Raw genomic sequence first — 20,987 nt, forward strand, 5'->3', positions numbered from 1 at the left:
CGGAATCATGTCATACGTCATCGTACAACTATAAAACTAGTGAGGCAAGAAAAAACCACCGGCCGCCGGGCAGCGGCCGTGAAATGGTGGCGGCGCGGCAGACGACGGCTTCTATGCCGCTGCCGGCAGCGTCGGACGGGCCAGCAGCAGAGCGACCAGGCTGATCAGCGCAGCCCCGCTCAGGTAGTAGCCGACGTACTGCAGGCCGTAATGGGTGGCCAGCCAGGTGGCGATATAGGGCGCCAGCGAGGCGCCCAGGATGCCGGCCAGATTGAAGGTCAGCGAGGCGCCCGTATAGCGCACCTCGGCCGGGAACAGCTCGGACAGGATGGTGCCGAGCGGACCGTAAGTGAGTCCCATCAAGCCCAGGCCCAGCGCCAGGAACACCGTGACCTGGCTGCTGCTGCCCGAGCCGAACAGCGGCGCCAGCGCCAGCCCGAAGATGGCGATCGCCACCGACACCCAGATCAGCGTGCGGGCGCGGCCATGGCGGTCGGCCCAGACGGCTGCCACCGGAATCGTCAGGCCGAAGAACAGCACGGCAAACAATTGCTGGATCAGGAAATCCTTGCGCGAGAACTGCAGCGCCGTGGTGCCCCAGCTCAGCGCGAACACCGTCATCAGGTAGAACAGCACGAAGGTCGCCAGCGCGATCAGGGTGCCCAGCACCAGCATGCGGCCGTGGTCGCGCACCACCGTGACCACCGGCACTTTCACGCGTTCGTTCTTTTCCAGCACTTTCTGGAAGTCCGGCGTCTCGTGGATTTTCAGGCGCACGTACAGGCCGACGATGACCAGCAGCGCGCTGGCCAGGAACGGGATGCGCCAGCCGTAGGCGAAGAATTCGGCGTCGGTCTGCACCTCGGTCAGCAGCAGGAAAATGCCGCCCGAGAGGAAGAAGCCGATCGGCGCACCCAGCTGCGGAAACATGCCATACCAGGCGCGCTTGCCCGGCGGCGCATTCTCGGTGGCCAGCAGCACTGCGCCGCCCCACTCGCCGCCCAGGCCCAGGCCCTGGCCGAAGCGGCACAGCGCCAGCAGGGCCGGGGCCCAGGTACCGATGGTCGCATACGTGGGCAGCAGGCCGATCACCACCGTCGACAGCCCCATGGTCAGCAGCGCCGCCACCAGCGTGGCCTTGCGGCCGACGCGGTCGCCGAAGTGGCCGAACACGGCCGAACCCACCGGGCGCGCAAAAAAGGCGATGGCAAACGTGGCCAGCGACTGCAAGGTGGCAGCCGCCGGGTCGGCGGCGGGAAAGAACAGTTTGGGGAACACCAGCACGGCTGCGGTGGCGTAGATATAGAAATCGAAGAATTCGATGGTGGTGCCGATCAGGCTGGCAAACAGCACGGTGGCCGGCTTGTTGGTCCGTGCCGGTTGGGACTGACTCATGCGCAAAGCTCCTGCGGGGTAAGTGGACGAAGGACGGTGCGGTCCATCATACACAGGCGCGTCGCAGCTTGCCAGGAAGTTATGGGCTGACCGGGGATGCTACTTCGTTGGCTACTTAGTTGGCCACTTAGTTGCCTACCTAGTTGCGCGGGTCGATCTGTTGCAAGCCGTCCGCAATCTCGGCCGCATCGAGCGGGCGCACCACGCGCGCCACTTCCACCCCATCCTTGATGAAAATCATGGTCGGCCACAGCTTGACGCGGAACGAGCGGCCCAGCGGGCGGCCCGGGCCGTCTTCGACCTTGTAATGGGTCAGTTGCTCATGGCCGGCAAACGCCTGCGCCAGCGGCGCCTGCGCCGCCTGGCAGTGCCCGCACCAGTTGGCGCCGAACTCGAGCAGAACGGCGCCCGCCATGGCGTCGATGTCGGCGCGCTGCGGCGCCTCGGCTTGGTATAGTGTTTTCATTTTTTTCTGAATTTGGCGCAGGGGTCGGGACGTTCCTGCGTGCTCAGCGCATAAATTCGATCGTAGCGGCCGGCATCATTGCCCGGCTCCACGTAGCCTTCGGCGCGCACCGTCAGTATAGGCTGCACCAGGTTTAACCAGCGCGCGACTCCGATATCGGTGCGCACATGGCCGTTGCCGGCGATCAGCACCACGTCGCGCGGGCGCTGCTCGCGGATGATGCGGGCCATCCAGATATCGCGCGCCAGCTGCGCATCGACCATGCCGTCCACCATCATTGCCGGCAACATGCCGCAGTGGCCGGCCGCGATCTGGCGCTGCTGGGCGGCGCGCAGGTCGGCCGGCAGCGGCTGGTCCAGCCGGTAATCCTTGATGCCCTGCGCATCGAACGCCGCTTTCAGGCCGTCGCGCACCACACGCGAGGCGTCGGCGCGCGACAGGTTGCCCGCCACCAGCGGCAGGTGGTAGGTCAGCGCCAGCTGGATCACCGGGTAGTACAGCTGCCAGTCCCAGCGTGGCCCGTTGACGACCTGGATCACGCATTGCGCGTCGAGGCAGCCTTTTTGCGCCTTGTCGAGCAGATCCTGGTTTTCACGGTCGAACTGCTCCATGACGATGGCCGGCCGCCAGCCCGCCTCGACCCGCTGGCGCAGCAGCTCGTAGCGCAGGCGGTGCCCCTGGCGGTTGTCGTGCACCTCGCCCAGCAACAGCACCTGCGGGTTCGGGACTTCCGGCGCGGGCACGGCGGCAGCAGACACCGCGCCGGGCTGGGCGCCGCCGGCACAGCCGTTCAACAGTGCGAGGGTGGCAAGTGTGGCGCCGCCACACCAAAACCGCATGCTGTTTTTCACAATTTTTCTGCCTGTTTTTCGTAATTGTTTGATTTGATGTCGGTAATTCATTGCGTACTCTGCAGCTTATGTCACACTGTTGGTGCGCTGCAATAATAAATTTCTATTAAATAAACTAACATAGCAATATGTTATGAATTGTGGTTAAATAGCGGTTCGGTCAGTTACCAACCCGATCTGGCGCAAGAATTATAGAAATAGTTCATTAGAAGCTGGTTAAACCTTGCGCCCAGTACAGTTTCAGGAGTGTCATGTGAAAATTTTATCGTTGTTTGCCACCGCCATCGTTGCGCTGGGTCTGGCGGGCGCTGCCTCTGCCGAGGTCGCCGCTACGCCTGACGCGCTTGCAACATCGTCGTTCAGCCCTTGCGCGCCCGACACCGCCGACTGCGGCAGCCTCGCCCACAGCGACGCCGCCCCCACCGCCGCCCAGAGTGCGCCGTACCAACCAGCAGCCAAGGTCGCCAGGGTCGAGGAAGCACCGCTGCCCGTGCCCGAGCTCGAAACATCGCTGATGTTCATGCTGGGCCTGCTGGTGCTGGGTCTGACCTCGCGCCGCCGGTCGTCGGAGCGCTTCGACCGCTAGTCCGTCGCGACGCCCCGTTTTGCCCCATATCCCGCCCTGGTGCGGGATTTTTTTATGCTGCTGCGACCGGCGTGATGCAGGGCATGCGCAGCGTGAAACAGGCGCCCTGCCCCGGCACGCTGGCCACCGTCACGGCGCCGCCGAACTGCTTGGCCATCAGGTTGAACACGATGTTGAGTCCCAGGCCCGTACCGCCCTGGCCGCGCCGGGTGGTCACGAACGGGTCGAACACCTTGTCGATCATGTCGGGGGCGATGCCCTTGCCGTCGTCGCTGACCTGCATTTCCAGCCAGTCGCCCTGGCGCGCCACGCCGATCGTGATGCGTCCCTCCTGTTCCGGCTCGAACGCATGGTCCACGCAATTGAGCGTCAGGTTGGTCAGCACCTGGGCCAGCGCGCCGGGATAGCTGTCGAGCACCAGGTCGGGCGGACAGGCGATGCTGACCGTGATCCGGGTTTTCTTGAGCCTGGGCTGCAGGCTCGACACCACCTCGTTGATATAGTCGCGCAGCTCGAAGCGGCGCCGCGCCTCGCTCACCTGGTCCACCGCGATCTGCTTGAAACTGTGGATCAGGTGGGCCGCGCGGTAGGCGTTGTTCATGATCAGCCGCGTGCTTTCCGCCGCCGTGTCGAGGTAGGCGGTGATGTCCGACTTCTTGACGTGGCCCTGGGCCACCGCCGCCTGGACCTTCTCGGTCGCTTCCACCAGCACCGAGGCGCTGGTGAGCGCGATGCCGACCGGGGTATTGATTTCGTGGGCGACACCGGCCACCAGCCCGCCCAGCGACGCCAGCCGTTCGGCCTGGAGCAGCGATTCCTGCGCCAGCTGCAGCTCGTCGAGCGCGCGGGCCTTGGCCAGTGCCGCCTGGCGCGCCTGCTCCTCGGCGTCGCGGATGCGCTCGATGTTCGACTTGACCTTGCGCTGGATGGCGTTGAAGCCGCGGATCACATCGCCCAGCTCGTCGCGGCGGTTGTCGGCCAGTTCCTCGACCTCGTCGCTGTTGCGGGTGGCCAGATCCACCAGGCCGTCGCGCAGCCGCTTAAGCGGGTCGAACACGATGCGCAGCGACAGCGCCAGCGCTGCCACCAGGATCAGATCGAGCAGCAGGACCTCGATCACCTTGCGCCGCACTTCGGCCGCCAGCGTGGCCTCGATCTGGGCGCGGCTGAAATTGACCACCACCCGGCCCACGATCACCGGCTTGAGGTCGGCGCCGGCAGCGCCGCCATCGCTGTAGGACAGGTCGGCCACCACCGGCGTACCGCCCACGGCAGCGTCGGTGGTGATCGGCGCCAGCGTACCGTCCGCGCGCCGCAAGCGGCCCGAGAACAGGCCGACCGAGGTGTCGTACACGCGGATCGAGACCAGTTCGGGCGGCATCATCTCGGCAGTGACGATGTTATCGACCTTGGCCTTGTCCAGGTCCCACAAGGCCGACGGCAGACTGGTTTGCAGGCGCGCCAGCACGCCCTGGCGCAGCCGCTGGCTGGCCGCCTCGAGTTCCTGCGACAGGCTGTGCTGGGCATAAGTGCCCGAGATCCCGAGCACCAGGGTGACGATCACCACGAACAGCAGCGTCAGGCGGCCTTGGATCCCGAACATTGCACGCTCCCCCTTTACGCTGGATTGGATGGTCAGTATTGAATGTAAGGTAAGCAATGAAACTTGGCAAGAAACGATTGGCCGCCGCTTTCCCGGGCCGTTCGATGACGGTGGCAGACTTCGGACGTTCTCAATGGTAATATCGATCGCAGTGACGGATATGGCAAAAACGCATCGCGGCAACCTCGGGAGACGGCAATGACAGGCACTTATCATCAACTGGCGCTGGCCGACGTCAGGGCGGGCATGGTCCTGTCGGACGTGTTGCTCGACCCGCAGGGCCAGGTACTGCTGCCGCAGGGCACGGTGCTGACCGTCGCCATGCTGGCGCTGATGCCGCGCCACGGCATCGACATGCTGCCGGTGCTGGCCGGCGATACCTCGCCCGAGCAAGACGCGGCCAACCATGCCCACCATGCGGCGCGCCTGGTCCACCTGTTCCGCAAGACCGATCCCGACGCCGGCGACGACTGGGCCACCAGCCTGCTGCACCGCTTCGTGCACGACTTCCGCGTCGGCCGCCAGGAGTCCGACCATGCATAACACCGTCTACGACCCCCATGCCGGTGAAGCCGATGCCGGCCACATCATCAGCTACGCCGACGTGGTGCGCAACCTCGACGACCTGCCGTCGCTGCCTGCCGTGGTGATGGAACTGCTCAACAGCATCGACCAGGAAGACGTGGACATCGCGGTGCTGGCAAAAAAGGTGTCGCACGACCAGGCGCTAACCGCCAAGACGCTGCGGCTGGCCAATTCGTCGCTGTACGGCCTGCAGGTCAAGGTGACCACGATCCAGCAGGCGATTACCTACCTGGGCTTCCAGACCACGCGCAACCTGATCACCGCCGCTGCGCTCACCGGCTATTTCGCTGCGGGCCACTGCCCCGGTTTCGACGACAAGGCGTTCTGGCGCCATTCGATTGCCACGGCTGCCTGCGCCAGGGTGCTGGCGCGCCATATGCATTTCAACCAGGATTACGCGTTCACGGCCGGGCTGCTGCACGATATCGGCCGGCTGGTGCTGGTTTCCTGTTTTCCGAACCAGTATTCGCTGACGCTGGCCTGGCGCGCGCAGCACGACTGCTATCTGCTGGAAGCGGAGCGCCAGGTGCTCGGCGTCGATCACGTGCAGGCCGGCGTGGCGCTGGCCGGGCACTGGAACTTTTCCGACACCATGCGCCACGCGATTGCCTACCACCACGATCCGGAAGTACCCGGTGCGGGCTTTTTGGCCACCATCATCCACGTGGCGGACGCGGTCGTGCACGCACTGGACCTGGCGCAGGTGCAGGACGACCTGGTGCCGAAGGTGTCGAACGTGGCGTGGACAGCGCTGGGACTCGATGAGGAAATTTATTTGCAGATATTCCGCGAGACGGAATTGCAGTATGACGAGATTGCGATGGTATTACTGAACTAGCGCGCGGTCAGCGGCGATGGCACCCTGCCGTGCCGGTCGGAAGACCGGCGCGACAGGTGCGGAGCGCGGGGCGCATTAGTGATGTGCTACGTTTCCGGCCGTGGCCTTGTCGTTGGTGGTGCGATCTTCCGGCTTGGGTCGTCCCTGGGCGTCCGACAGGCGGTACTTGGTGCGGCGATCGCCCATCAGGTCACGCAGGTCACGGATGCTCATGCCCGTCACTTCGTGCATGCGGATCAACAGCGAGGCGCCGACCGGCAGGCGATGGTGGCGGATCTTGCTGATCACGGGCGGCGCCACTTCCAGCAGGCGCGAGAGCGCGGCGTCGTTTTTCAGTTGCATCTTGCCCAGCAGAATGTCGAGCAGGTGGTTGGGGTTGTAGCTTTCCTGCGATGCGAGTGCGTGGTGTGCCATGATGTTTCCTCGTTGGTTGGGTGAACAGATCTTGCTGGTCCGAACTTAAGGAAAACTTAGAGTTTTCAATAATTAACAAATGGACGTTCGGACACTTGTTTAATTGCATTTAAAGCAATGTTATTCTATGCGCAAAAGTGGGGCTGTCCGATTGGGCGGCAGAATCAAAGTTGTGCGACATCAATCGCCATGTAGAAAACATGGCAACCATGACATTCCAACACAGCGGGCAGCAGCGTGGCGCACGCAAGGCGGGCCGGCCCGGGATTTACGCTAAACTAGCGCCTGTGCGCACTGCCGCCCCACCCTTCGCGAGTTACCACGCCATTGAAAACCAAGACCCCCGTCCAGCCGCAGTATTTTGTCCCCGAGCCGCTCGATAACACGCGCCTGGCGCACCTGTGCGGCCCGCTCGACGAAAACCTGCGCCAGATCTCGGCCGCCCTGGACGTCACCATCTTCCGCCGCGGCGAGAAATTCATCGTCAGCGGTTATAACGCCGAGCGCGCGGTGCAGATCCTCGAAAAGTTCTATGCGGTCGCCAACAAGGTCGTGCCGATCGAGGAGGTGCAGCTGGCCCTGGTCGAGCAGCGCGCCGGCCTCAATGCCGCAGCAGCGGCGGCGGCAAGCGAAACCGGCGACGCGGCGGCGCCCGCCAGGGAGGCGGCGCGTGCCGTGGCGGCCGCACCGTTTGTCGAACCGGACATCAACAGCCCGGTCCTGAAAACCCGGCGCGCCGACCTGCGCGGCCGCACGCCGCACCAGATCCGCTACCTGCGCAATATCCTCGAGCACGACATCAGCTTCGGCGTCGGCCCGGCCGGCACCGGCAAAACCTATCTGGCCGTGGCCTGCGCGGTCGATGCGCTCGAACGCGACGCCGTCAAGCGCATCATCCTGACCCGGCCGGCCGTGGAAGCGGGGGAACGGCTCGGTTTTCTGCCGGGCGACCTGACCCAGAAGGTCGATCCCTATCTGCGCCCGCTGTACGACGCGCTGTACGACCTGCTCGGCTTCGACCGTACCCAGAAGATGTTCGAAAAACAGGTGATCGAGATCGCCCCGCTGGCCTATATGCGCGGGCGCACGCTCAACCACGCGTTCGTGATCCTCGACGAGGCGCAGAACACGACCGTCGAGCAGATGAAGATGTTCCTGACCCGCATCGGCTTCGGCAGCAAGGCCGTGGTCACCGGCGACGTCACCCAGGTCGACCTGCACAAGAGCCAGAAGAGCGGCCTGGTCGATGCGGTCCAGGTGCTGAAAGACGTGCGCGGCGTGGCCTTCAGCCATTTCACCAGCGAAGATGTGGTGCGCCACCCGCTGGTGGCGCGCATCGTCGATGCCTACGAGACCGCCCACAACCACGAGGCGGAAATCGCCCCCCTGCTGAAAACCACTGCCCTGAAAAATGTCCGAAAAAAATAGTCCGCCAGCCCACGCGCTGGCCTTGTCGGTGCAATACCCCGACCCGCGCCTGAAAACCCTGGTCACCCGCGCCAAGCTCAAGCGCTGGATCGGCGCTGCCCTGTTCGCGCCGGCCGAGCTGACCATCCGCTTCGTCGCTGCCGACGAAGGCCGCAGCCTGAACCGCGACTACCGCGGCAAGGACTACGCCACCAATGTGCTGACCTTCGCCTACAACGAAGGTGACGAGGCCGGCAATGGCGTGCCCGACGATGAACCGACCCGGGCCGACATCATCCTCTGCACCGACGTGCTCGAGCAGGAAGCGGCCGCGCAGCACAAGACCGTGGAAGAACATGTGGCGCACCTGGTCGTGCACGGGGTGCTGCACGCCCAGGGCTACGACCACGAGGACGACGACGAGGCGGCCGAGATGGAAGCGCTGGAAACCGAGCTGCTGGCCACGCTGGGCTTTGCCGATCCGTATGCGCAGGAGAAGGCGCACGCGTAACGTCCGCGAAACAGCTGGTTTTTTTGACAAAAACTTCTGCCTGCGGCCATTTGGTGTATCCTGTACCCCTTCATAACAATGGCTCACGCCTCCTATGCAAGAGCACTCTAGTGGCGTCAAGACTGACGCCAAACCCCACCGGTCGCTGTTCGAACGCCTGACCGCCTTTATTTCCCCCGAGCCCGAGAACCGCGCGGAACTGCTCGAGGTTCTCCATGACGCCCACGAACGCAAGCTGATCGACGCCGATGCGCTGTCGATGATCGAGGGCGTGTTCCAGGTCTCCGACCTGTCCGCGCGCGACATCATGGTGCCGCGCTCGCAAATGGACGTGATCGACATTTCGCGCCCGATCGAGGAATGGATGCCGATCGTGCTCGCCACCGCCCACTCGCGCTTTCCCGCCACCGAGGGCGAGCGCGACAAGGTAATCGGCATCCTGCTGGCCAAAGACCTGCTGCGCTACTATGCCGAGGAATCGTTCGACGTGCGCGCCATGCTGCGCCCGGCCGTGTTCATTCCCGAATCGAAACGCCTGAACGTGCTGCTGCGCGACTTTCGCGCCACCCACAACCACATGGCCATCGTGGTCGACGAATACAGCGGCGTATCCGGCCTGATCACGATCGAGGACGTGCTCGAACAGATCGTCGGCGACATCGAGGACGAGTACGACTTCGACGAGGAAGAAGACAACATCCTGTCGATCAAGGAAGGCCCGCGCGGTCCGCGCTGGCGCGTCAAGGCGCTGACCGAAATCGAGCAATTCAACGAAGAGCTCGACACCGACCTGACCGATGACGATGTCGACACCATCGGCGGCCTGGTCGCCAAGCACCTCTCGCGCATGCCGCACAAGGGCGACGTCTTCAACTACCAGGGCTTGCGCTTCGAAGTGCTGCGCGCCGACGCCCGCCAGATCCACGTGCTGCTGGTGGAAAAGCTGCCGGCCACGCCGATCCCGGACCCGGTCCCGTAATGCGCTTTCGCCGCGCCGACCCCAACGCCCCTCCAAAGCCCCAGCGCAGTACCCGCGGCCGCATGCTGATCACGGCAATCGCCGGCGCGCTGTGCGTGCTGGGCTTTGCGCCGTTCGGCTGGTGGCCGTTGGAAATCCTCGGTCTCGCCACCCTGTTCTACCAGGTCCTGCGCAGCAGCAGCGTCAAGGCGGCCGGCCTGATCGGATGGGCGTTCGGCTTCGGCTGGACCGGCGCCGGCGTCCACTGGCTGTACGTGTCGATGCACGACCATGGCGGCATGCCGGCGCCGCTGGCCGTGCTGGCGGTCGCCCTGCTGGCGTGGGCCATGGGCTTTTACGTGGCGCTGGCCATGGGCACGGCGGCCTGGCTGCGCAAGACCTGGGCGCTGCCGCTGCCAGCGGCCAACCTGCTGCTGTTGCCGGCCCTGTGGGCGCTGTCCGAATGGCTGCGCGGCTGGCTGTTTACCGGTTTTCCGTGGCTGTCGTCCGGCTACGCCCACAACCACAGTCCGCTGGCCGGCTTTGCGCCGATCGTCGGCGTGTACGGCCTGGGCTGGCTGGCGGCGCTGATCGCCGGCGCCCTGCTGCTGGTATTCCACCGCACGCGCCTGCGCGCGCTGGCGCTGGTGGTGGCGATCTCGGTGGCCGGCGTGGGCCTGCGCTTCATCGCATGGACCCACCCGGAAGGCGGGCCGATCTCGGTGCGCCTGATCCAGGGCAATGTGCCGCAGGAAGAAAAATTCGACGGCGCCCGCGTGGCTGCCGTGATGCGCCAGTACCAGGATGCCATCACTGCCGCGCCGGCCGACCTGATCGCCACGCCGGAGACGGCGATCGTCATGCTGCCGCAGCAGCTGCCGCCCGACTACCTGCCGGGCCTGGCGCAGTACATGCAGCAGACTGGCAGCAACCTGATGCTCGGCATCCCCACGGCCGACAGCCGCACCGCCTACTACAACAGCGTGCTCGGCATCGCATCGCATCCGGGCGCCGCGCAGGTCGCCGGCAGCTACTACCGTTACGACAAGCACCACCTGGTGCCGTACGGCGAATTCATCCCGTGGGGCTTCCGCTGGTTCGTCAACCTGATGGCGATCCCGCTCGGCGACCAGACCAGCGGGCCGGACCTCCAGCCCGCGTTTGCCATCAAGGACCAGCGCGTGCTGCCCAATATCTGCTACGAGGACCTGTTCGGCGAAGAGATCGCCGCGCAGCTGCACACGCCCGCGCAGGGCCAGCAGCCGGCCACCATGCTGCTCAATATTTCCAACCTGGCGTGGTTCGGCGACACCATCGCGATTCCCCAGCATTTGCAGATCTCGCAGATGCGCACGCTGGAAACGGGACGCCCGATGCTGCGCGCCACCAACACCGGCGCCACCGCCATCATCGATGGCCGCGGCACGCTGCGCGAACAGCTGCCGGTCAACACCACCGGCACGCTGGCGGCCCAGGTCCAGGGCATGGCCGGCACCACGCCGTACATCGCGCTGGGCAACAAGCTGTTCCTGGCGCTGGCGCTGTTCTCGGTCGGCGGCGCCTGGCTGTGGGCAAAACGGGCGCGGACGGCGAAAAACGCCGCCGCCCCCACATAGTTTGGCTCCAGCCCCCGTAAAACCCGCTAAAATTGCTCCTTTAGTGAAACTGCAACCCGCGCGCCTGCCCGGCCGGCGCGCCCCGGACTCCACACGATGCTGACATTCCAACAAATTATCCTGACCTTGCAAACCTACTGGGACCAGCAAGGTTGCGCCCTGCTGCAACCGTACGACATGGAAGTCGGCGCCGGCACCTTCCACACCGGCACCTTCCTGCGCGCGATCGGCCCCGAGCCGTGGCGCGCGGCCTACGTGCAGCCGTCGCGCCGCCCCAAGGATGGCCGCTACGGCGAAAACCCCAACCGCGGCCAGCACTACTACCAGTACCAGGTCGTGATGAAGCCGGCGCCGGACAACATCCTCGACCTGTATCTCGGTTCGCTCGAGGCGCTGGGCCTGGATTTGAAACAGAACGATGTGCGCTTCGTCGAAGACGACTGGGAGTCGCCGACGCTCGGCGCCTGGGGCCTGGGCTGGGAAGTCTGGCTGAACGGCATGGAAGTGACGCAGTTCACCTATTTCCAGCAGGTGGGCGGTCTCGACTGCAAGCCGGTGCTCGGCGAAATCACCTACGGCGTCGAACGCCTGGCGATGTACCTGCAGGGCGTGGAAAACATGTACGACCTGGTGTGGACCACCTGGGAAGAAAACGGCCCGGCCGGCGAGCCGGTGACCAAGACCCTCAAGTACGGCGACGTGTTCCACCAGAACGAGGTGGAGCAATCGGCCTATAACTTCGAACACTCGAACACCGAGCTGCTGTTTGCCCAGTTCAACAACCACGAGTCGGAAGCCAAGCGCCTGATCGAAGCGCAGCTGACCCTGCCCGCCTACGAGCAGATCATGAAGGCGTCGCACAGCTTCAACCTGCTCGACGCGCGCGGCGCCATTTCCGTGACCGAACGCGCCGCCTACATCGGCCGCGTGCGCGCCCTGTCGCGCCTGGTCGCGCAAGCGTATTACGAATCGCGCGAGCGCCTCGGCTTCCCGCTGGCGCCCGGTGCCGCCGCTGCCGACGTTCCTGCTGCTGCCGCTGCCAAATAATCAGACATTGAATAACATGACTCACACCCTGCTCATCGAACTGCTGACCGAAGAACTGCCACCCAAGGCGCTTGCCAAACTGGGCAAGGCGTTTGCCGACGGCATCGTCAACGGCCTGACCACGCGCGACTTCCTGCAAGCGGACAGCGTCGCCACTGCGTACGCCACGCCGCGCCGGCTGGCCGTGTCCATCACCGGCGTGCGCGCCACCTCGCCCGACAAGTCGATCCGTGAAAAAGTGCTGCCGGTGTCGGTGGCGCTGGACGCGGCCGGCAACCCGACCGCCCCGCTGGCCAAGAAACTGGCCGCGCTGGGCTTCCCGCACCTGACCGTGGCTGAACTCGAACGCGCCCAGGATGGCAAGGCCGAGAGCTTTTTCTACACCTACACGGCAGCCGGCAGCGCGCTGCAGGCAGGCTTGCAGGCGGCGCTCGAAGAGACGGTCGCCAGGCTGCCGATCCCGAAGGTGATGAGCTACCAGCGCCCGGACGGTGCCACCGTGCAGTTCGTGCGCCCGGCGCACCGCCTGGTGGCCCTGCACGGTGCGACCGTGGTGCCGTTGACGCTGCTGGGCCTGACCGCATCGAACGTCACCGAAGGCCACCGCTTCCTGACGGCGCCGGGCCAGCGCGACGTCACCATTGCCGACGCCGACAGCTACGCGGCCACGCTGGAAGCAGCGGGCCGGGTGTTGCCGGGCGTGGACCAGCGCAAGGAAAAAATCCGTGCCGAACTGCTGGCAGCGGCCGGCGCCGACCAGGTGCTGATGCCGGAAGCGCTGCTCGATGAAGTGACCGCGCTGGTCGAGTGGCCGGTCGTGTACGCCTGCCACTTCGAGGAAGCCTTCCTGGCGGTGCCGCAGGAATGCCTGATCCTGACCATGCAGACCAACCAGAAATACTTTGCGCTGACGGACGCCGACGGCAAGCTGCGCTCGCGCTTCCTGATCGTCTCCAACATCGCCACCGACACCCCGGCCGCCATCATCGGCGGCAACGAGCGCGTGGTGCGTCCGCGCCTGTCCGACGCCAAGTTCTTCTTCGAGCAGGACAAGAAAAAGACGCTCGAGTCGCGCCTGCCGCTGCTCAAGAACGTCGTGTACCACAACAAGCTGGGCACCCAGGCCGAGCGCAGCGAGCGCGTCTCCGGCCTGGCCGGCTTCATCGCCACCCAGATCGGCGGCGACACCGCGCTGGCCACGCGTGCGGCCAAGCTGTCCAAGGCCGACCTGCTGACCGACATGGTCGGCGAGTTCCCCGAGCTGCAAGGCATCATGGGCACCTATTACGCCCGCAACGACGGCGAACCGGAAGACGTGGCGCTGGCCGCTTCCGAACACTACCAGCCGCGCTTTGCCGGCGACGCGCTGCCATCGACCGTCACCGGCACCGCCGTGGCGCTGGCCGACAAGCTCGAGACGCTGGTCGGCATCTGGTCGATCGGCCTGCAGCCGACCGGCGACAAGGATCCGTTCGCGCTGCGCCGCCACGCGCTCGGCGTGCTGCGCATGCTGATCGAGAAACGCCTGATCCTGTCGATCAGCGGCCTGCTCGACGCTGCCGCCCAGCAGTTCACCGGCGTGGCCGGCTTCAGCGATCCGTCGCGCGAGGTGACCGCCTTCATGATGGACCGCCTGCGCGGCATCCTGCGCGAGCGCGGCTTCTCGCCCAACGAGATCGAAGCGGTGGTGGCACAGCAGCCGGACCGCCTCGACGACATCGTCCAGCGCCTGGACGCGGTCAAGGCGTTTGCCGCGCTGCCGGAAGCGGCCTCGCTGGCCGCCGCCAACAAGCGCATCACCAACATCCTCAAGAAAAACGAGGCAGCGCTGGCCGCTGCCGGCGCCAGCGCCACCGTGGTCGATCCGGCCCTGCTGCAGGACCAGGCCGAGAAGGACCTGGCCGCCGCAGTCATCCGCGTGCAGCCCGACATCGACGCCGCCTTCATCCGCGGCGACTTCGAGGACGCGCTGAAAACGCTGGCGCAGCTGCGCAACGAGGTCGATGCCTTCTTCAATGACGTGATGGTGATGGCCGACGATATCGCGCTGCGCAACAACCGCCTGGCCCTGCTGTCGTCGCTGCACGGCATGATGAACCGCGTGGCCGACATTTCCAAGCTGGCGGCGTAAATGGGTGCGCCCGCCATCAAGCTGATCATCCTCGACCGCGACGGCGTGATCAACCACGACTCGCCCGACTTCATCAAGTCGCCGGCCGAGTGGATACCGGTACCGGGGTCGCTCGAGGCGATCGCGCGGCTGAACCAGGCCGGCTACCGGGTGGTGGTGGCGTCGAACCAGTCCGGCATCGCCCGCGAGCTGTTCGACATGACGACCCTGAACGCCATCCACCACAAGATGCACAGCCTGGCCCAGCAAGTGGGCGCCGACATCGACGCGGTGTTCTTCTGCCCGCATGCGGCCGCCGACAACTGCGACTGCCGTAAGCCGAAACCGGGCATGTTTACCGAGATCGCCCAGCGTTACAAGGTCAGTCTCAAGGGGGTGCCGGTGGTCGGCGATTCGCTGCGCGACCTGCAAGCGGGGTACGTCAGCGGCTGCGTGCCCTACCTGGTGTTGACCGGCAAGGGCGAGAAAACCCAGGCCACCGGCGGGCTGCCGCCCGGCACCCAGGTGTTTGCCGACCTGGCGGGCGTCGTGGCCCATCTGCTCAAGACGGCCGCTGCCGCCGCTGCCTCGCCGGCGCCTGCGCCGGCCACCCATTAAATCAAGTCTCCGGAGTCTGCGTTGGGTCATCCCGTTCTGTTTTTGCGTTCGCTGTTGTTTACCATCGTGATGGTCGTGTCCACCATTTTCTGGTCGATGATCTGCCTGCTGGCCGCGCCACTGCCGTACAACAAGCGTTTCTGGGTCACGTCGCGCTGGAACGTGTTCATGATCTGGTGCCTGAAAGTGATCTGCGGCATCCGCTACGAAGTGCGCGGCGCCGAGAATTTTCCCGATGCGCCGGCCGTGGTGCTGTCCAAGCACCAGTCGGCCTGGGAAACCATCTTTTTGCTGCCTAACCTGCCGCGTCCGCTGGTATTCGTGTTCAAGAAGGAAATCCTGTACATCCCGTTCTTCGGCTGGGCGATGGCGCTGCTGCGCATGATTCCGATCGACCGCAAGCAGGGCAAGAACGCGTTCAAGCACGTGGTGCGCATCGGCAAGCGACGGCTGGCCGACGGCCAGTGGATCATCATGTTCCCGGAAGGCACCCGCGTTCCCGTGGGCCAGACCGGCAAGTACAAGAGCGGCGGCACCCGGCTGGCGATGTCCACCGGCGCCGTGGTGGTGCCGATCGCCCACAATTCGGGCGAGTGCTGGCCGAAAAATTCTTTCATTAAAAAGCCGGGGCTTGTTACAGTATCGATCGGCAAGCCTATTTCTCCCGAAGGACAAACGCCGGACGGCATGATGCAACAGGTGGAAAATTGGATAGAATCAGAAATGCGCGTCATTTCGCCCCACGCCTACAGCGCTGGCTCGACGACCTGACCGCGCAGGCGCAGGCAGCGCCGGCGGCGGCACGACCTGCCGCTGGCGCCATCGAACAGCCCGACCTGTTCGGGCGCGACACCGCGCCGCGCCCCGTGTACACGGCGCCGGTCTGGTCGGTCCCCCCGGCGGCCGCCAAGCCGCCGCCGGTTTCGCCCTATGTCGATCACGCGGTCGATCATCCACCCGGGTACGCCACGACGCAGCCGCGCCCTCCCGCCATCGAGCCATCCGCCAGGGCTCTGACTAGTCCGTCGGTCCACCCGGCGGTCATGCCCCGCCCCGCTGCACCGGTCCCGCCCATCGCCGCGCCCGAGATTGCCGTGCCGGTCAGGTCGCAGGTGCCGGTTCCCGTGCCGGAACACAGCACCAAGCGCCAGCTGCAGGTTGGCGAATTCATCCTCGAATACGAACTGCGCCGCTCGACCCGGCGCTCGATCGGCTTCATGATCGACGACGACGGCCTGCGCGTGACGGCGCCGCGGCGCGTGACCATCGCCGAAGTCGATCACGCGATCCGCACCAAGCAGGGCTGGATCCTGTCCAAGCTCAAGGAACGCCGCGAACGCCGTGCCGCGCGGCTGCAAAAGCCGCCGGTGGAATGGATAGACGGCGCCAGCCTGCCCTACCTGGGCGCCGACATCACGCTGCGCCTGCTCGTCGGCGGACGCTACCGCACCAGTTTCGACGCCGCCACCCGCGAACTGACCGTGGTGCTGCTGCCGGGCGCCACCGAACAAGCGCTCAAGGAACGCGTCAAGGCCTGGTACCAGCACGAAGCCAAACACCTGTTCGTGCAACGGCTGGACCTGTACGCCAGCCGCCTGGGCGTGCACTACAGCGCGTTCGGCCTGTCGTCGGCCGGCACGCGCTGGGGCTCGTGCACGGCCGACCGCAAGATCCGCCTGAACTGGAAACTGATCCACTTCTCGCTACCGCTGATCGACTACGTGGTCGCCCACGAGCTGGCCCATACGCTGGAAATGAACCACAGCGCGGCGTTCTGGAACACGGTCGGCCTGATCTACCCCGAATACGACGACGCCCGCAACCTGCTGCGCAAGCGCGCCCAGGAACTGCCGATCCTGTTCCCCTGAACGTCAGCTTCGGGTAAGACTTGCCTGGTCGAAACGAGTGGGGGTTGGCGGGTGGGCGTGTAAGAATGGGCTTTTCCTTTCTTGCGCGAGGTTGTCATGGCAAACGCTGCTCCCCTCAATCCCGGCGACGATGCGCCGGCTGGTACGCCCGGTACGGGCGAAGATATCTGCCCGGTCTGTCACGGCAAGGGACAGGTCGAGCAGGCCGGCGCTGCCGTCTCCTGCAGCAACTGTGGCGGTACCGGCGTCATTGTCGAGGGCATCGGCGGCGGCTGATGCCGCCGGCACTATCGCTTCAGCAATGACGACAGTAGCGCCAGCGTGCGGGCCGTCGCCCCACGGTGCTGGTTGGCAAACGCCAGGGCGTGCGCGCCGATGGCGTTGCGGGCTTGCTGATCGTGCAGCAGGCGCGCCGCTTCGGCCATCAGCGCCGGCGCATCGGCCACGCGCAGGGCGCCGCCGGCAGCCACCGCATCCTCGGTGACCAGCTCGAAATTGAAAGTATGCGGACCGATCAACACCGGCTTGCCCAGCGCGGCCGGTTCGATCAGGTTCTGCCCGCCAAGCGGCAGCAGGCTGCCGCCGACAAAAGCGACGTCGCAGACATCGTAGTACGCAAACATCTCCCCCATCGAGTCGCCGAGCACCACGTCGATATGCGACGCCAGCGGCGCAGCGGTATCGAGCGTGCTGCGGCGCTGCACATTCAACCCCTGCCAGCCGATCAGTTTTTCCACGTCGTCGAAGCGCTGCGGGTGACGCGGCACGATCAGCAGCAGGGTCTTGGCCGGCAGGGCGGCGCGGGCGCGGCGGAACGCTTCCAGGATCGGCGCTTCCTCGCCGTCGCGCGTGCTGGCGCACAGCAGCACCGGCCTGGCGCCGATGGCCGCGCGCAAGCTGGCGCCGACGGCCAGCGCCGCAGGCGGCACCACCACGTCGAACTTGATGCTGCCGGTCACTTCCACGCGCGGCACGCCCAGCGTGCGCGCGCGCGCCGCATCGGCCGCAGTCTGCGCAGCCACTAGCGTGATGCCTTGCGCCGCCTCGCGGATCAGCGTACCCAGGCGCTGCGCCTTGGCCAGCGACCGTTCCGACAGGCGGGCATTGGCCAGCAGCACCGGCACGCCGCGCTGGCCGCACACGGCAATCAGGTTGGGCCACACCTCGGTTTCCATCAGGATGCAGATCGACGGCGTGAAATGCCGGATGAAACTGGCCACCATCAGGCCGGTGTCGTAAGGCAGGTACGCTTGCAACAGCCGCGTACCATGTTTGGCGAACAGGGTGCGGCCGGTCTCGCGGCCGGTCGGTGTCATGTGGGTCAGGACCACGCGGCCGTGCGGATACGCGGCCAGCAGCGCGTCGACCAGCGGCTCGGCGGCGCGGGTCTCGCCCACCGACACGGCGTGCACCCACAGCACCGGCGCTCCGGCATCGGGGACGGCGGCGCCATACACACCGAGGCGCTCGCCCCAGTGGCGGCGGTAACCGGGCTCACGGCGTCCGCGCAACCACAGGCGCGCCAGTACCAGCGGCAGCGCCAGCCACCACAGCAGGGAATAGAGCCAGCGCATCTCAGCGTCCCGCCAGCAGGCTGCGGGCAGCCGCCAGCACCTGGTCCACCGGCGGCGGCGTACCGGTGTCGCCGAGGTTGATAATGCGCGGTGACCAGTTGCCCTCGGTCTTCCAGCGCGGCGAATCGGCGTAGATTTCCACGGTCGGCCGCACGAACGCTGCAGCAATGTGGGTCAGGCCGGTATCGACGCCGACCACCAGGTCGGCCCGGCGCGCCAGCAGCACCGCGTCCGCCATCGACAGCCTGGGCAACAGGCGGGCGTTGGGCAGGCTGGCGGCCAGCTGTTCGGCTTCCGCTTTTTCCTTGGGCGAACCCCACGGCAGCAGCACAGGCATCGGATCGGGTTCGGCAGCGAGCGCGCGGCCGAGCGCGATCCAGTTCTCGGGCGACCATTTCTTGGCGTCGCGCGCGGTGCCGTGGAAAAACACCGTGTATGCAGGCGGCATCCAGTCGGGACGCGGGGTATCGGCCGGCAGCGGCGCCAGGCCGAAGTCGGCCGGATGGTTGGCAATATCGTCGGACGGATAACCGAGCGCAGCGGCAGCCACGAGGCGGCCGCGCGCCACCGCGTGGGTGCGCGGATCGGTCGGCACGCTGACGGTATGGAAGATGCGAGAGATGCCCTCGTAGCCCGAGCCCTCGCTGCCATTGGCCATGCCGACCTTGCGACCGCCCTTGACCACGCGCGCGGCGCCCATGATGACGCCGGTCTTGAGCAGGCCCTGGGTGTCGAACACCACATCGTATGCCTGCGCGCGCAGGGTGCGGAAAAAAGCCTTGATCTCGGCCCGTGTCTCGGGCTTGCCCAGGCTTTTGCGCCAGCGCCGCAAGGCGAACGGGATGATGGTGCGTACCCGCGGATTGAGTTGCACGAGGCTGACGAAGCCCTCCTCCACCACCCAGTCGATGTTGGCGTCCGGGAAGTGGCGGGCGATGTCGGCCACCATGGGCAGGTTGTGCAGCACATCGCCGAGCGACGACACGCGCACCAGCAAAATATTCAGCGGCCTGCCGCCGCGCGCTTGCGTCGTCATCGATTTAAAACGGCAGTACGGCGTCCGGTTTGGCGGCCAGGATCACGTCGCGGAACTGGCCCTGGATGCGCGCCAGTGCAGCCGGCGTTTCAGCTTCAAAACGCATCACGATCACCGGCGTGGTGTTGGACGAGCGCGCCAGGCCGAAGCCGTCCTCGTACTCCACGCGCAAGCCGTCGATGGTGATGATCTGCTTGTTGCCGGGGAACTGCGCGTGGGCACGCAAGTGGTCCATGACGACAAAGTTTTCGCCTTCGGCCAGGTGCAGGTGCAGCTCGGGCGTGCTGTCCGATTGCGGCAGCGCGTTGAGCAGCGCGGACGGATCGCGCGCTTGGGTCAGGATTTCCAGCATGCGCGCGCCCGCGTACAGGCCGTCGTCGAAGCCGTACCAGCGGTCCTTGAAGAAGATGTGACCGCTCATTTCACCGCCCAGCGGGGCGCCGGTTTCCTTGAACTTGGCCTTGACCAGCGAGTGGCCGGTCTTGTACATCAGCGGTACGCCGCCGGACTTCTCGATGTACGGCGCCAGGTGGCGCGTGCACTTGACATCGTAGAGGATCTGCGCGCCCGGGTTACGCGACAGCACCTCGGCCGCGAACAGCATCATCTGGCGGTCCGGATAAATGATCTGGCCATCCTTGGTGACCAGGCCCAGGCGGTCGCCGTCGCCGTCGAACGCCAGGCCGATCTCGGCGTCGGTTTGCTGCAGGGCCCGGATCAGGTCCTGCAGGTTTTCCGGGTGGGCCGGATCGGGGTGGTGGTTGGGGAAGGTGCCGTCCACTTCGCAGAACAGTTCGATCACTTCGCAACCCATGCCGCGGTACAGATCGCCTGCGAAGGCGCCGGCCACGCCGTTGCCGCAATCGACGGCGATCTTGATCGGGCGCGCCAGCTTGACGTCGCCGATGATGCGTTCGAGATACTGGGCGCGGATGTCGTGGGTGCTGTAGCTGCCCGGGACGGCCGCCTGGCTGCCATCATGGTCGACGATGCGCTGGTACAGCGAGGTGATCGCGTCGCCGTGGATCGCTTCGCCGGCCAGCACCATCTTGAAGCCGTTGTAGTCGGGCGGATTGTGGCTGCCGGTCACCATGATGCCCGAGGCCGCACCGAGGACGTTGGTGCCGAAATACACCATCGGCGTGGCCACCACGCCGAGATCGATCACGTTGACGCCCGCCGCCTGCAGCCCTTGCGCCAGCGCTGCCGCCAGCGCCGGACCCGACAGACGACCGTCGCGGCCGATCACCACGGTCCGCTCGCCCTTGAGCAGCGCGGCCTGGCCGAAAGCCTGGCCGATCTGGCGCGCAACGCCCTCGTCGAGGGTTTTATCGATAATGCCGCGGATGTCGTAAGCCTTGAAAATCGTCTTGGATAAGGAAACCATAATGGATAACAGTGATGCCTGCCTGGCGGCGCATGCCGTCGGGCGGAGGCGAGATTGGTGGGAGGCGGGATGGGATTGCCTTGCTACCGACATAGTAAGTGCGATGGCAGCGGCAGG

General features: G+C 65.7%; 21 protein-coding genes. 13 read left to right on the forward strand and 8 right to left on the reverse strand.

What is annotated here, in order from left to right; translation table 11 throughout:
• Positions 1-111 precede the first annotated feature (111 nt).
• The 3 genes from ASF61_RS01125 to ASF61_RS01135 form a co-directional block, all read right to left on the reverse strand.
• Positions 112-1,395, reverse strand: coding sequence for an MFS transporter (locus ASF61_RS01125; protein ID WP_056150298.1), 1,284 nt, complete (start codon positions 1,393-1,395; stop codon positions 112-114).
• A 139-nt stretch (positions 1,396-1,534) separates the two neighbouring features.
• A complete protein-coding gene (locus ASF61_RS01130) occupies positions 1,535-1,861 on the reverse strand; it encodes a thioredoxin family protein (protein WP_056150300.1) in 327 nt (108 codons plus the stop codon).
• Positions 1,858-2,700 (reverse strand): ChaN family lipoprotein, encoded by an 843-nt coding sequence (locus ASF61_RS01135; RefSeq protein ID WP_056150303.1) that lies wholly within the window; start codon positions 2,698-2,700, stop codon positions 1,858-1,860. The genes ASF61_RS01130 and ASF61_RS01135 overlap by 4 nt, the downstream gene beginning before the upstream one ends.
• A gap of 265 nt (positions 2,701-2,965) precedes the next feature.
• Here ASF61_RS01135 and ASF61_RS01140 point away from each other — a divergent pair, with 265 nt between their 5' ends.
• Positions 2,966-3,298 (forward strand): hypothetical protein, encoded by a 333-nt coding sequence (locus ASF61_RS01140; protein WP_156369418.1) that lies wholly within the window; start codon positions 2,966-2,968, stop codon positions 3,296-3,298.
• A 52-nt stretch (positions 3,299-3,350) separates the two neighbouring features.
• Here ASF61_RS01140 and ASF61_RS01145 read toward each other — a convergent pair whose 3' ends face one another.
• Entirely contained in the window at positions 3,351-4,901 is a 1,551-nt protein-coding gene (locus ASF61_RS01145) for a sensor histidine kinase (protein WP_056150307.1), read from the reverse strand.
• 198 nt (positions 4,902-5,099) lie between these two features.
• On the opposite strand from ASF61_RS01145, the gene ASF61_RS01150 reads away from it, so the two are divergent.
• On the forward strand, positions 5,100-5,444 hold the full coding sequence (locus ASF61_RS01150) for a hypothetical protein (RefSeq protein ID WP_056150309.1): 345 nt from the start codon (positions 5,100-5,102) through the stop codon (positions 5,442-5,444).
• A complete protein-coding gene (locus ASF61_RS01155) occupies positions 5,437-6,324 on the forward strand; it encodes an HDOD domain-containing protein (RefSeq protein ID WP_056150312.1) in 888 nt (295 codons plus the stop codon). The genes ASF61_RS01150 and ASF61_RS01155 overlap by 8 nt, the downstream gene beginning before the upstream one ends.
• A gap of 75 nt (positions 6,325-6,399) precedes the next feature.
• On the opposite strand, the gene ASF61_RS01160 is transcribed toward ASF61_RS01155, so the two are convergent.
• Positions 6,400-6,738, reverse strand: a complete 339-nt coding sequence (locus ASF61_RS01160; protein ID WP_056150314.1) for a hypothetical protein — start codon at positions 6,736-6,738, stop codon at positions 6,400-6,402.
• A gap of 327 nt (positions 6,739-7,065) precedes the next feature.
• Here ASF61_RS01160 and ASF61_RS01165 point away from each other — a divergent pair, with 327 nt between their 5' ends.
• The 10 genes from ASF61_RS01165 (at position 7,066) to ASF61_RS01210 (ending at position 17,149) form a co-directional block, all read left to right on the forward strand.
• Positions 7,066-8,166, forward strand: a complete 1,101-nt coding sequence (locus ASF61_RS01165) for a PhoH family protein (protein WP_056150316.1) — start codon at positions 7,066-7,068, stop codon at positions 8,164-8,166.
• The gene (gene ybeY, locus ASF61_RS01170) at positions 8,150-8,656 is read left to right on the forward strand and encodes an rRNA maturation RNase YbeY (RefSeq protein ID WP_056150319.1); all 507 of its coding nucleotides are present in this window, start codon (positions 8,150-8,152) and stop codon (positions 8,654-8,656) included. The genes ASF61_RS01165 and ybeY overlap by 17 nt, the downstream gene beginning before the upstream one ends.
• Before the next feature lie 94 nt (positions 8,657-8,750).
• Entirely contained in the window at positions 8,751-9,635 is an 885-nt protein-coding gene (locus ASF61_RS01175; protein ID WP_056150322.1) for an HlyC/CorC family transporter, read from the forward strand.
• Complete coding sequence (lnt, locus tag ASF61_RS01180) at positions 9,635-11,230, forward strand: apolipoprotein N-acyltransferase (protein ID WP_056150325.1); 1,596 nt, start codon at positions 9,635-9,637, stop codon at positions 11,228-11,230. Before ASF61_RS01175 ends, lnt begins: the two co-directional genes overlap by 1 nt.
• 96 nt (positions 11,231-11,326) lie before the next feature.
• Positions 11,327-12,277: a glycine--tRNA ligase subunit alpha gene (glyQ, locus tag ASF61_RS01185; protein WP_056150327.1), complete on the forward strand. Its 951-nt coding sequence runs from the start codon at positions 11,327-11,329 to the stop codon at positions 12,275-12,277.
• A gap of 16 nt (positions 12,278-12,293) precedes the next feature.
• On the forward strand, positions 12,294-14,408 hold the full coding sequence (gene glyS, locus ASF61_RS01190; protein ID WP_056151181.1) for a glycine--tRNA ligase subunit beta: 2,115 nt from the start codon (positions 12,294-12,296) through the stop codon (positions 14,406-14,408).
• Positions 14,409-15,005, forward strand: a complete 597-nt coding sequence (gene gmhB, locus ASF61_RS01195; RefSeq protein WP_082491144.1) for a D-glycero-beta-D-manno-heptose 1,7-bisphosphate 7-phosphatase — start codon at positions 14,409-14,411, stop codon at positions 15,003-15,005.
• A gap of 69 nt (positions 15,006-15,074) precedes the next feature.
• Complete coding sequence (locus tag ASF61_RS01200) at positions 15,075-15,776, forward strand: lysophospholipid acyltransferase family protein (RefSeq protein WP_373994519.1); 702 nt, start codon at positions 15,075-15,077, stop codon at positions 15,774-15,776.
• Positions 15,713-16,873 carry a M48 family metallopeptidase gene (locus tag ASF61_RS01205; RefSeq protein ID WP_307155847.1) on the forward strand — a complete coding sequence of 387 codons (1,161 nt, stop codon included), beginning with the start codon at positions 15,713-15,715 and terminating at the stop codon, positions 16,871-16,873. The genes ASF61_RS01200 and ASF61_RS01205 overlap by 64 nt, the downstream gene beginning before the upstream one ends.
• A gap of 96 nt (positions 16,874-16,969) precedes the next feature.
• A complete protein-coding gene (locus tag ASF61_RS01210; protein ID WP_056150330.1) occupies positions 16,970-17,149 on the forward strand; it encodes a hypothetical protein in 180 nt (59 codons plus the stop codon).
• A gap of 11 nt (positions 17,150-17,160) precedes the next feature.
• Here the strand turns inward: ASF61_RS01210 and waaA are convergent, their stop codons facing one another.
• From waaA to ASF61_RS01225, 3 genes are read right to left on the reverse strand one after another with little or no spacing between them, the layout of a single operon-like run.
• Positions 17,161-18,447, reverse strand: coding sequence for a lipid IV(A) 3-deoxy-D-manno-octulosonic acid transferase (gene waaA, locus ASF61_RS01215; protein ID WP_056150332.1), 1,287 nt, complete (start codon positions 18,445-18,447; stop codon positions 17,161-17,163).
• 1 nt (position 18,448) lies between these two features.
• Positions 18,449-19,483: a lipopolysaccharide heptosyltransferase I gene (gene waaC / locus ASF61_RS01220; RefSeq protein ID WP_056150334.1), complete on the reverse strand. Its 1,035-nt coding sequence runs from the start codon at positions 19,481-19,483 to the stop codon at positions 18,449-18,451.
• A 4-nt stretch (positions 19,484-19,487) separates the two neighbouring features.
• Complete coding sequence (locus tag ASF61_RS01225) at positions 19,488-20,870, reverse strand: phosphomannomutase/phosphoglucomutase (protein ID WP_056150335.1); 1,383 nt, start codon at positions 20,868-20,870, stop codon at positions 19,488-19,490.
• Positions 20,871-20,987 lie beyond the last annotated feature (117 nt).

The sequence above is a fragment of the Duganella sp. Leaf126 genome, assembly GCF_001423125.1.
Classification (GTDB): Bacteria; Pseudomonadota; Gammaproteobacteria; order Burkholderiales; family Burkholderiaceae_D; genus Rugamonas.

Excerpts from the sequence above, each read along its gene's own strand:
- ASF61_RS01125 (WP_056150298.1), bottom strand. The coding sequence starts at position 1,395 with ATGAGTCAGTCCCAACCGGCACGGACCAACAAGCCGGCCACCGTGCTG.
- ASF61_RS01130 (WP_056150300.1), bottom strand. The coding sequence starts at position 1,861 with ATGAAAACACTATACCAAGCCGAGGCGCCGCAGCGCGCCGACATCGAC.
- ASF61_RS01135 (WP_056150303.1), bottom strand. The coding sequence starts at position 2,700 with ATGCGGTTTTGGTGTGGCGGCGCCACACTTGCCACCCTCGCACTGTTG.
- ASF61_RS01145 (WP_056150307.1), bottom strand. The coding sequence starts at position 4,901 with ATGTTCGGGATCCAAGGCCGCCTGACGCTGCTGTTCGTGGTGATCGTC.
- ASF61_RS01150 (WP_056150309.1), top strand. The coding sequence starts at position 5,100 with ATGACAGGCACTTATCATCAACTGGCGCTGGCCGACGTCAGGGCGGGC.
- ASF61_RS01155 (WP_056150312.1), top strand. The coding sequence starts at position 5,437 with ATGCATAACACCGTCTACGACCCCCATGCCGGTGAAGCCGATGCCGGC.
- ASF61_RS01160 (WP_056150314.1), bottom strand. The coding sequence starts at position 6,738 with ATGGCACACCACGCACTCGCATCGCAGGAAAGCTACAACCCCAACCAC.
- ybeY (WP_056150319.1), top strand. The coding sequence starts at position 8,150 with ATGTCCGAAAAAAATAGTCCGCCAGCCCACGCGCTGGCCTTGTCGGTG.
- ASF61_RS01175 (WP_056150322.1), top strand. The coding sequence starts at position 8,751 with ATGCAAGAGCACTCTAGTGGCGTCAAGACTGACGCCAAACCCCACCGG.
- lnt (WP_056150325.1), top strand. The coding sequence starts at position 9,635 with ATGCGCTTTCGCCGCGCCGACCCCAACGCCCCTCCAAAGCCCCAGCGC.
- glyQ (WP_056150327.1), top strand. The coding sequence starts at position 11,327 with ATGCTGACATTCCAACAAATTATCCTGACCTTGCAAACCTACTGGGAC.
- glyS (WP_056151181.1), top strand. The coding sequence starts at position 12,294 with ATGACTCACACCCTGCTCATCGAACTGCTGACCGAAGAACTGCCACCC.
- gmhB (WP_082491144.1), top strand. The coding sequence starts at position 14,409 with ATGGGTGCGCCCGCCATCAAGCTGATCATCCTCGACCGCGACGGCGTG.
- ASF61_RS01200 (WP_373994519.1), top strand. The coding sequence starts at position 15,075 with ATGGTCGTGTCCACCATTTTCTGGTCGATGATCTGCCTGCTGGCCGCG.
- ASF61_RS01210 (WP_056150330.1), top strand. The coding sequence starts at position 16,970 with ATGGCAAACGCTGCTCCCCTCAATCCCGGCGACGATGCGCCGGCTGGT.
- waaA (WP_056150332.1), bottom strand. The coding sequence starts at position 18,447 with ATGCGCTGGCTCTATTCCCTGCTGTGGTGGCTGGCGCTGCCGCTGGTA.
- waaC (WP_056150334.1), bottom strand. The coding sequence starts at position 19,483 with ATGACGACGCAAGCGCGCGGCGGCAGGCCGCTGAATATTTTGCTGGTG.
- ASF61_RS01225 (WP_056150335.1), bottom strand. The coding sequence starts at position 20,870 with ATGGTTTCCTTATCCAAGACGATTTTCAAGGCTTACGACATCCGCGGC.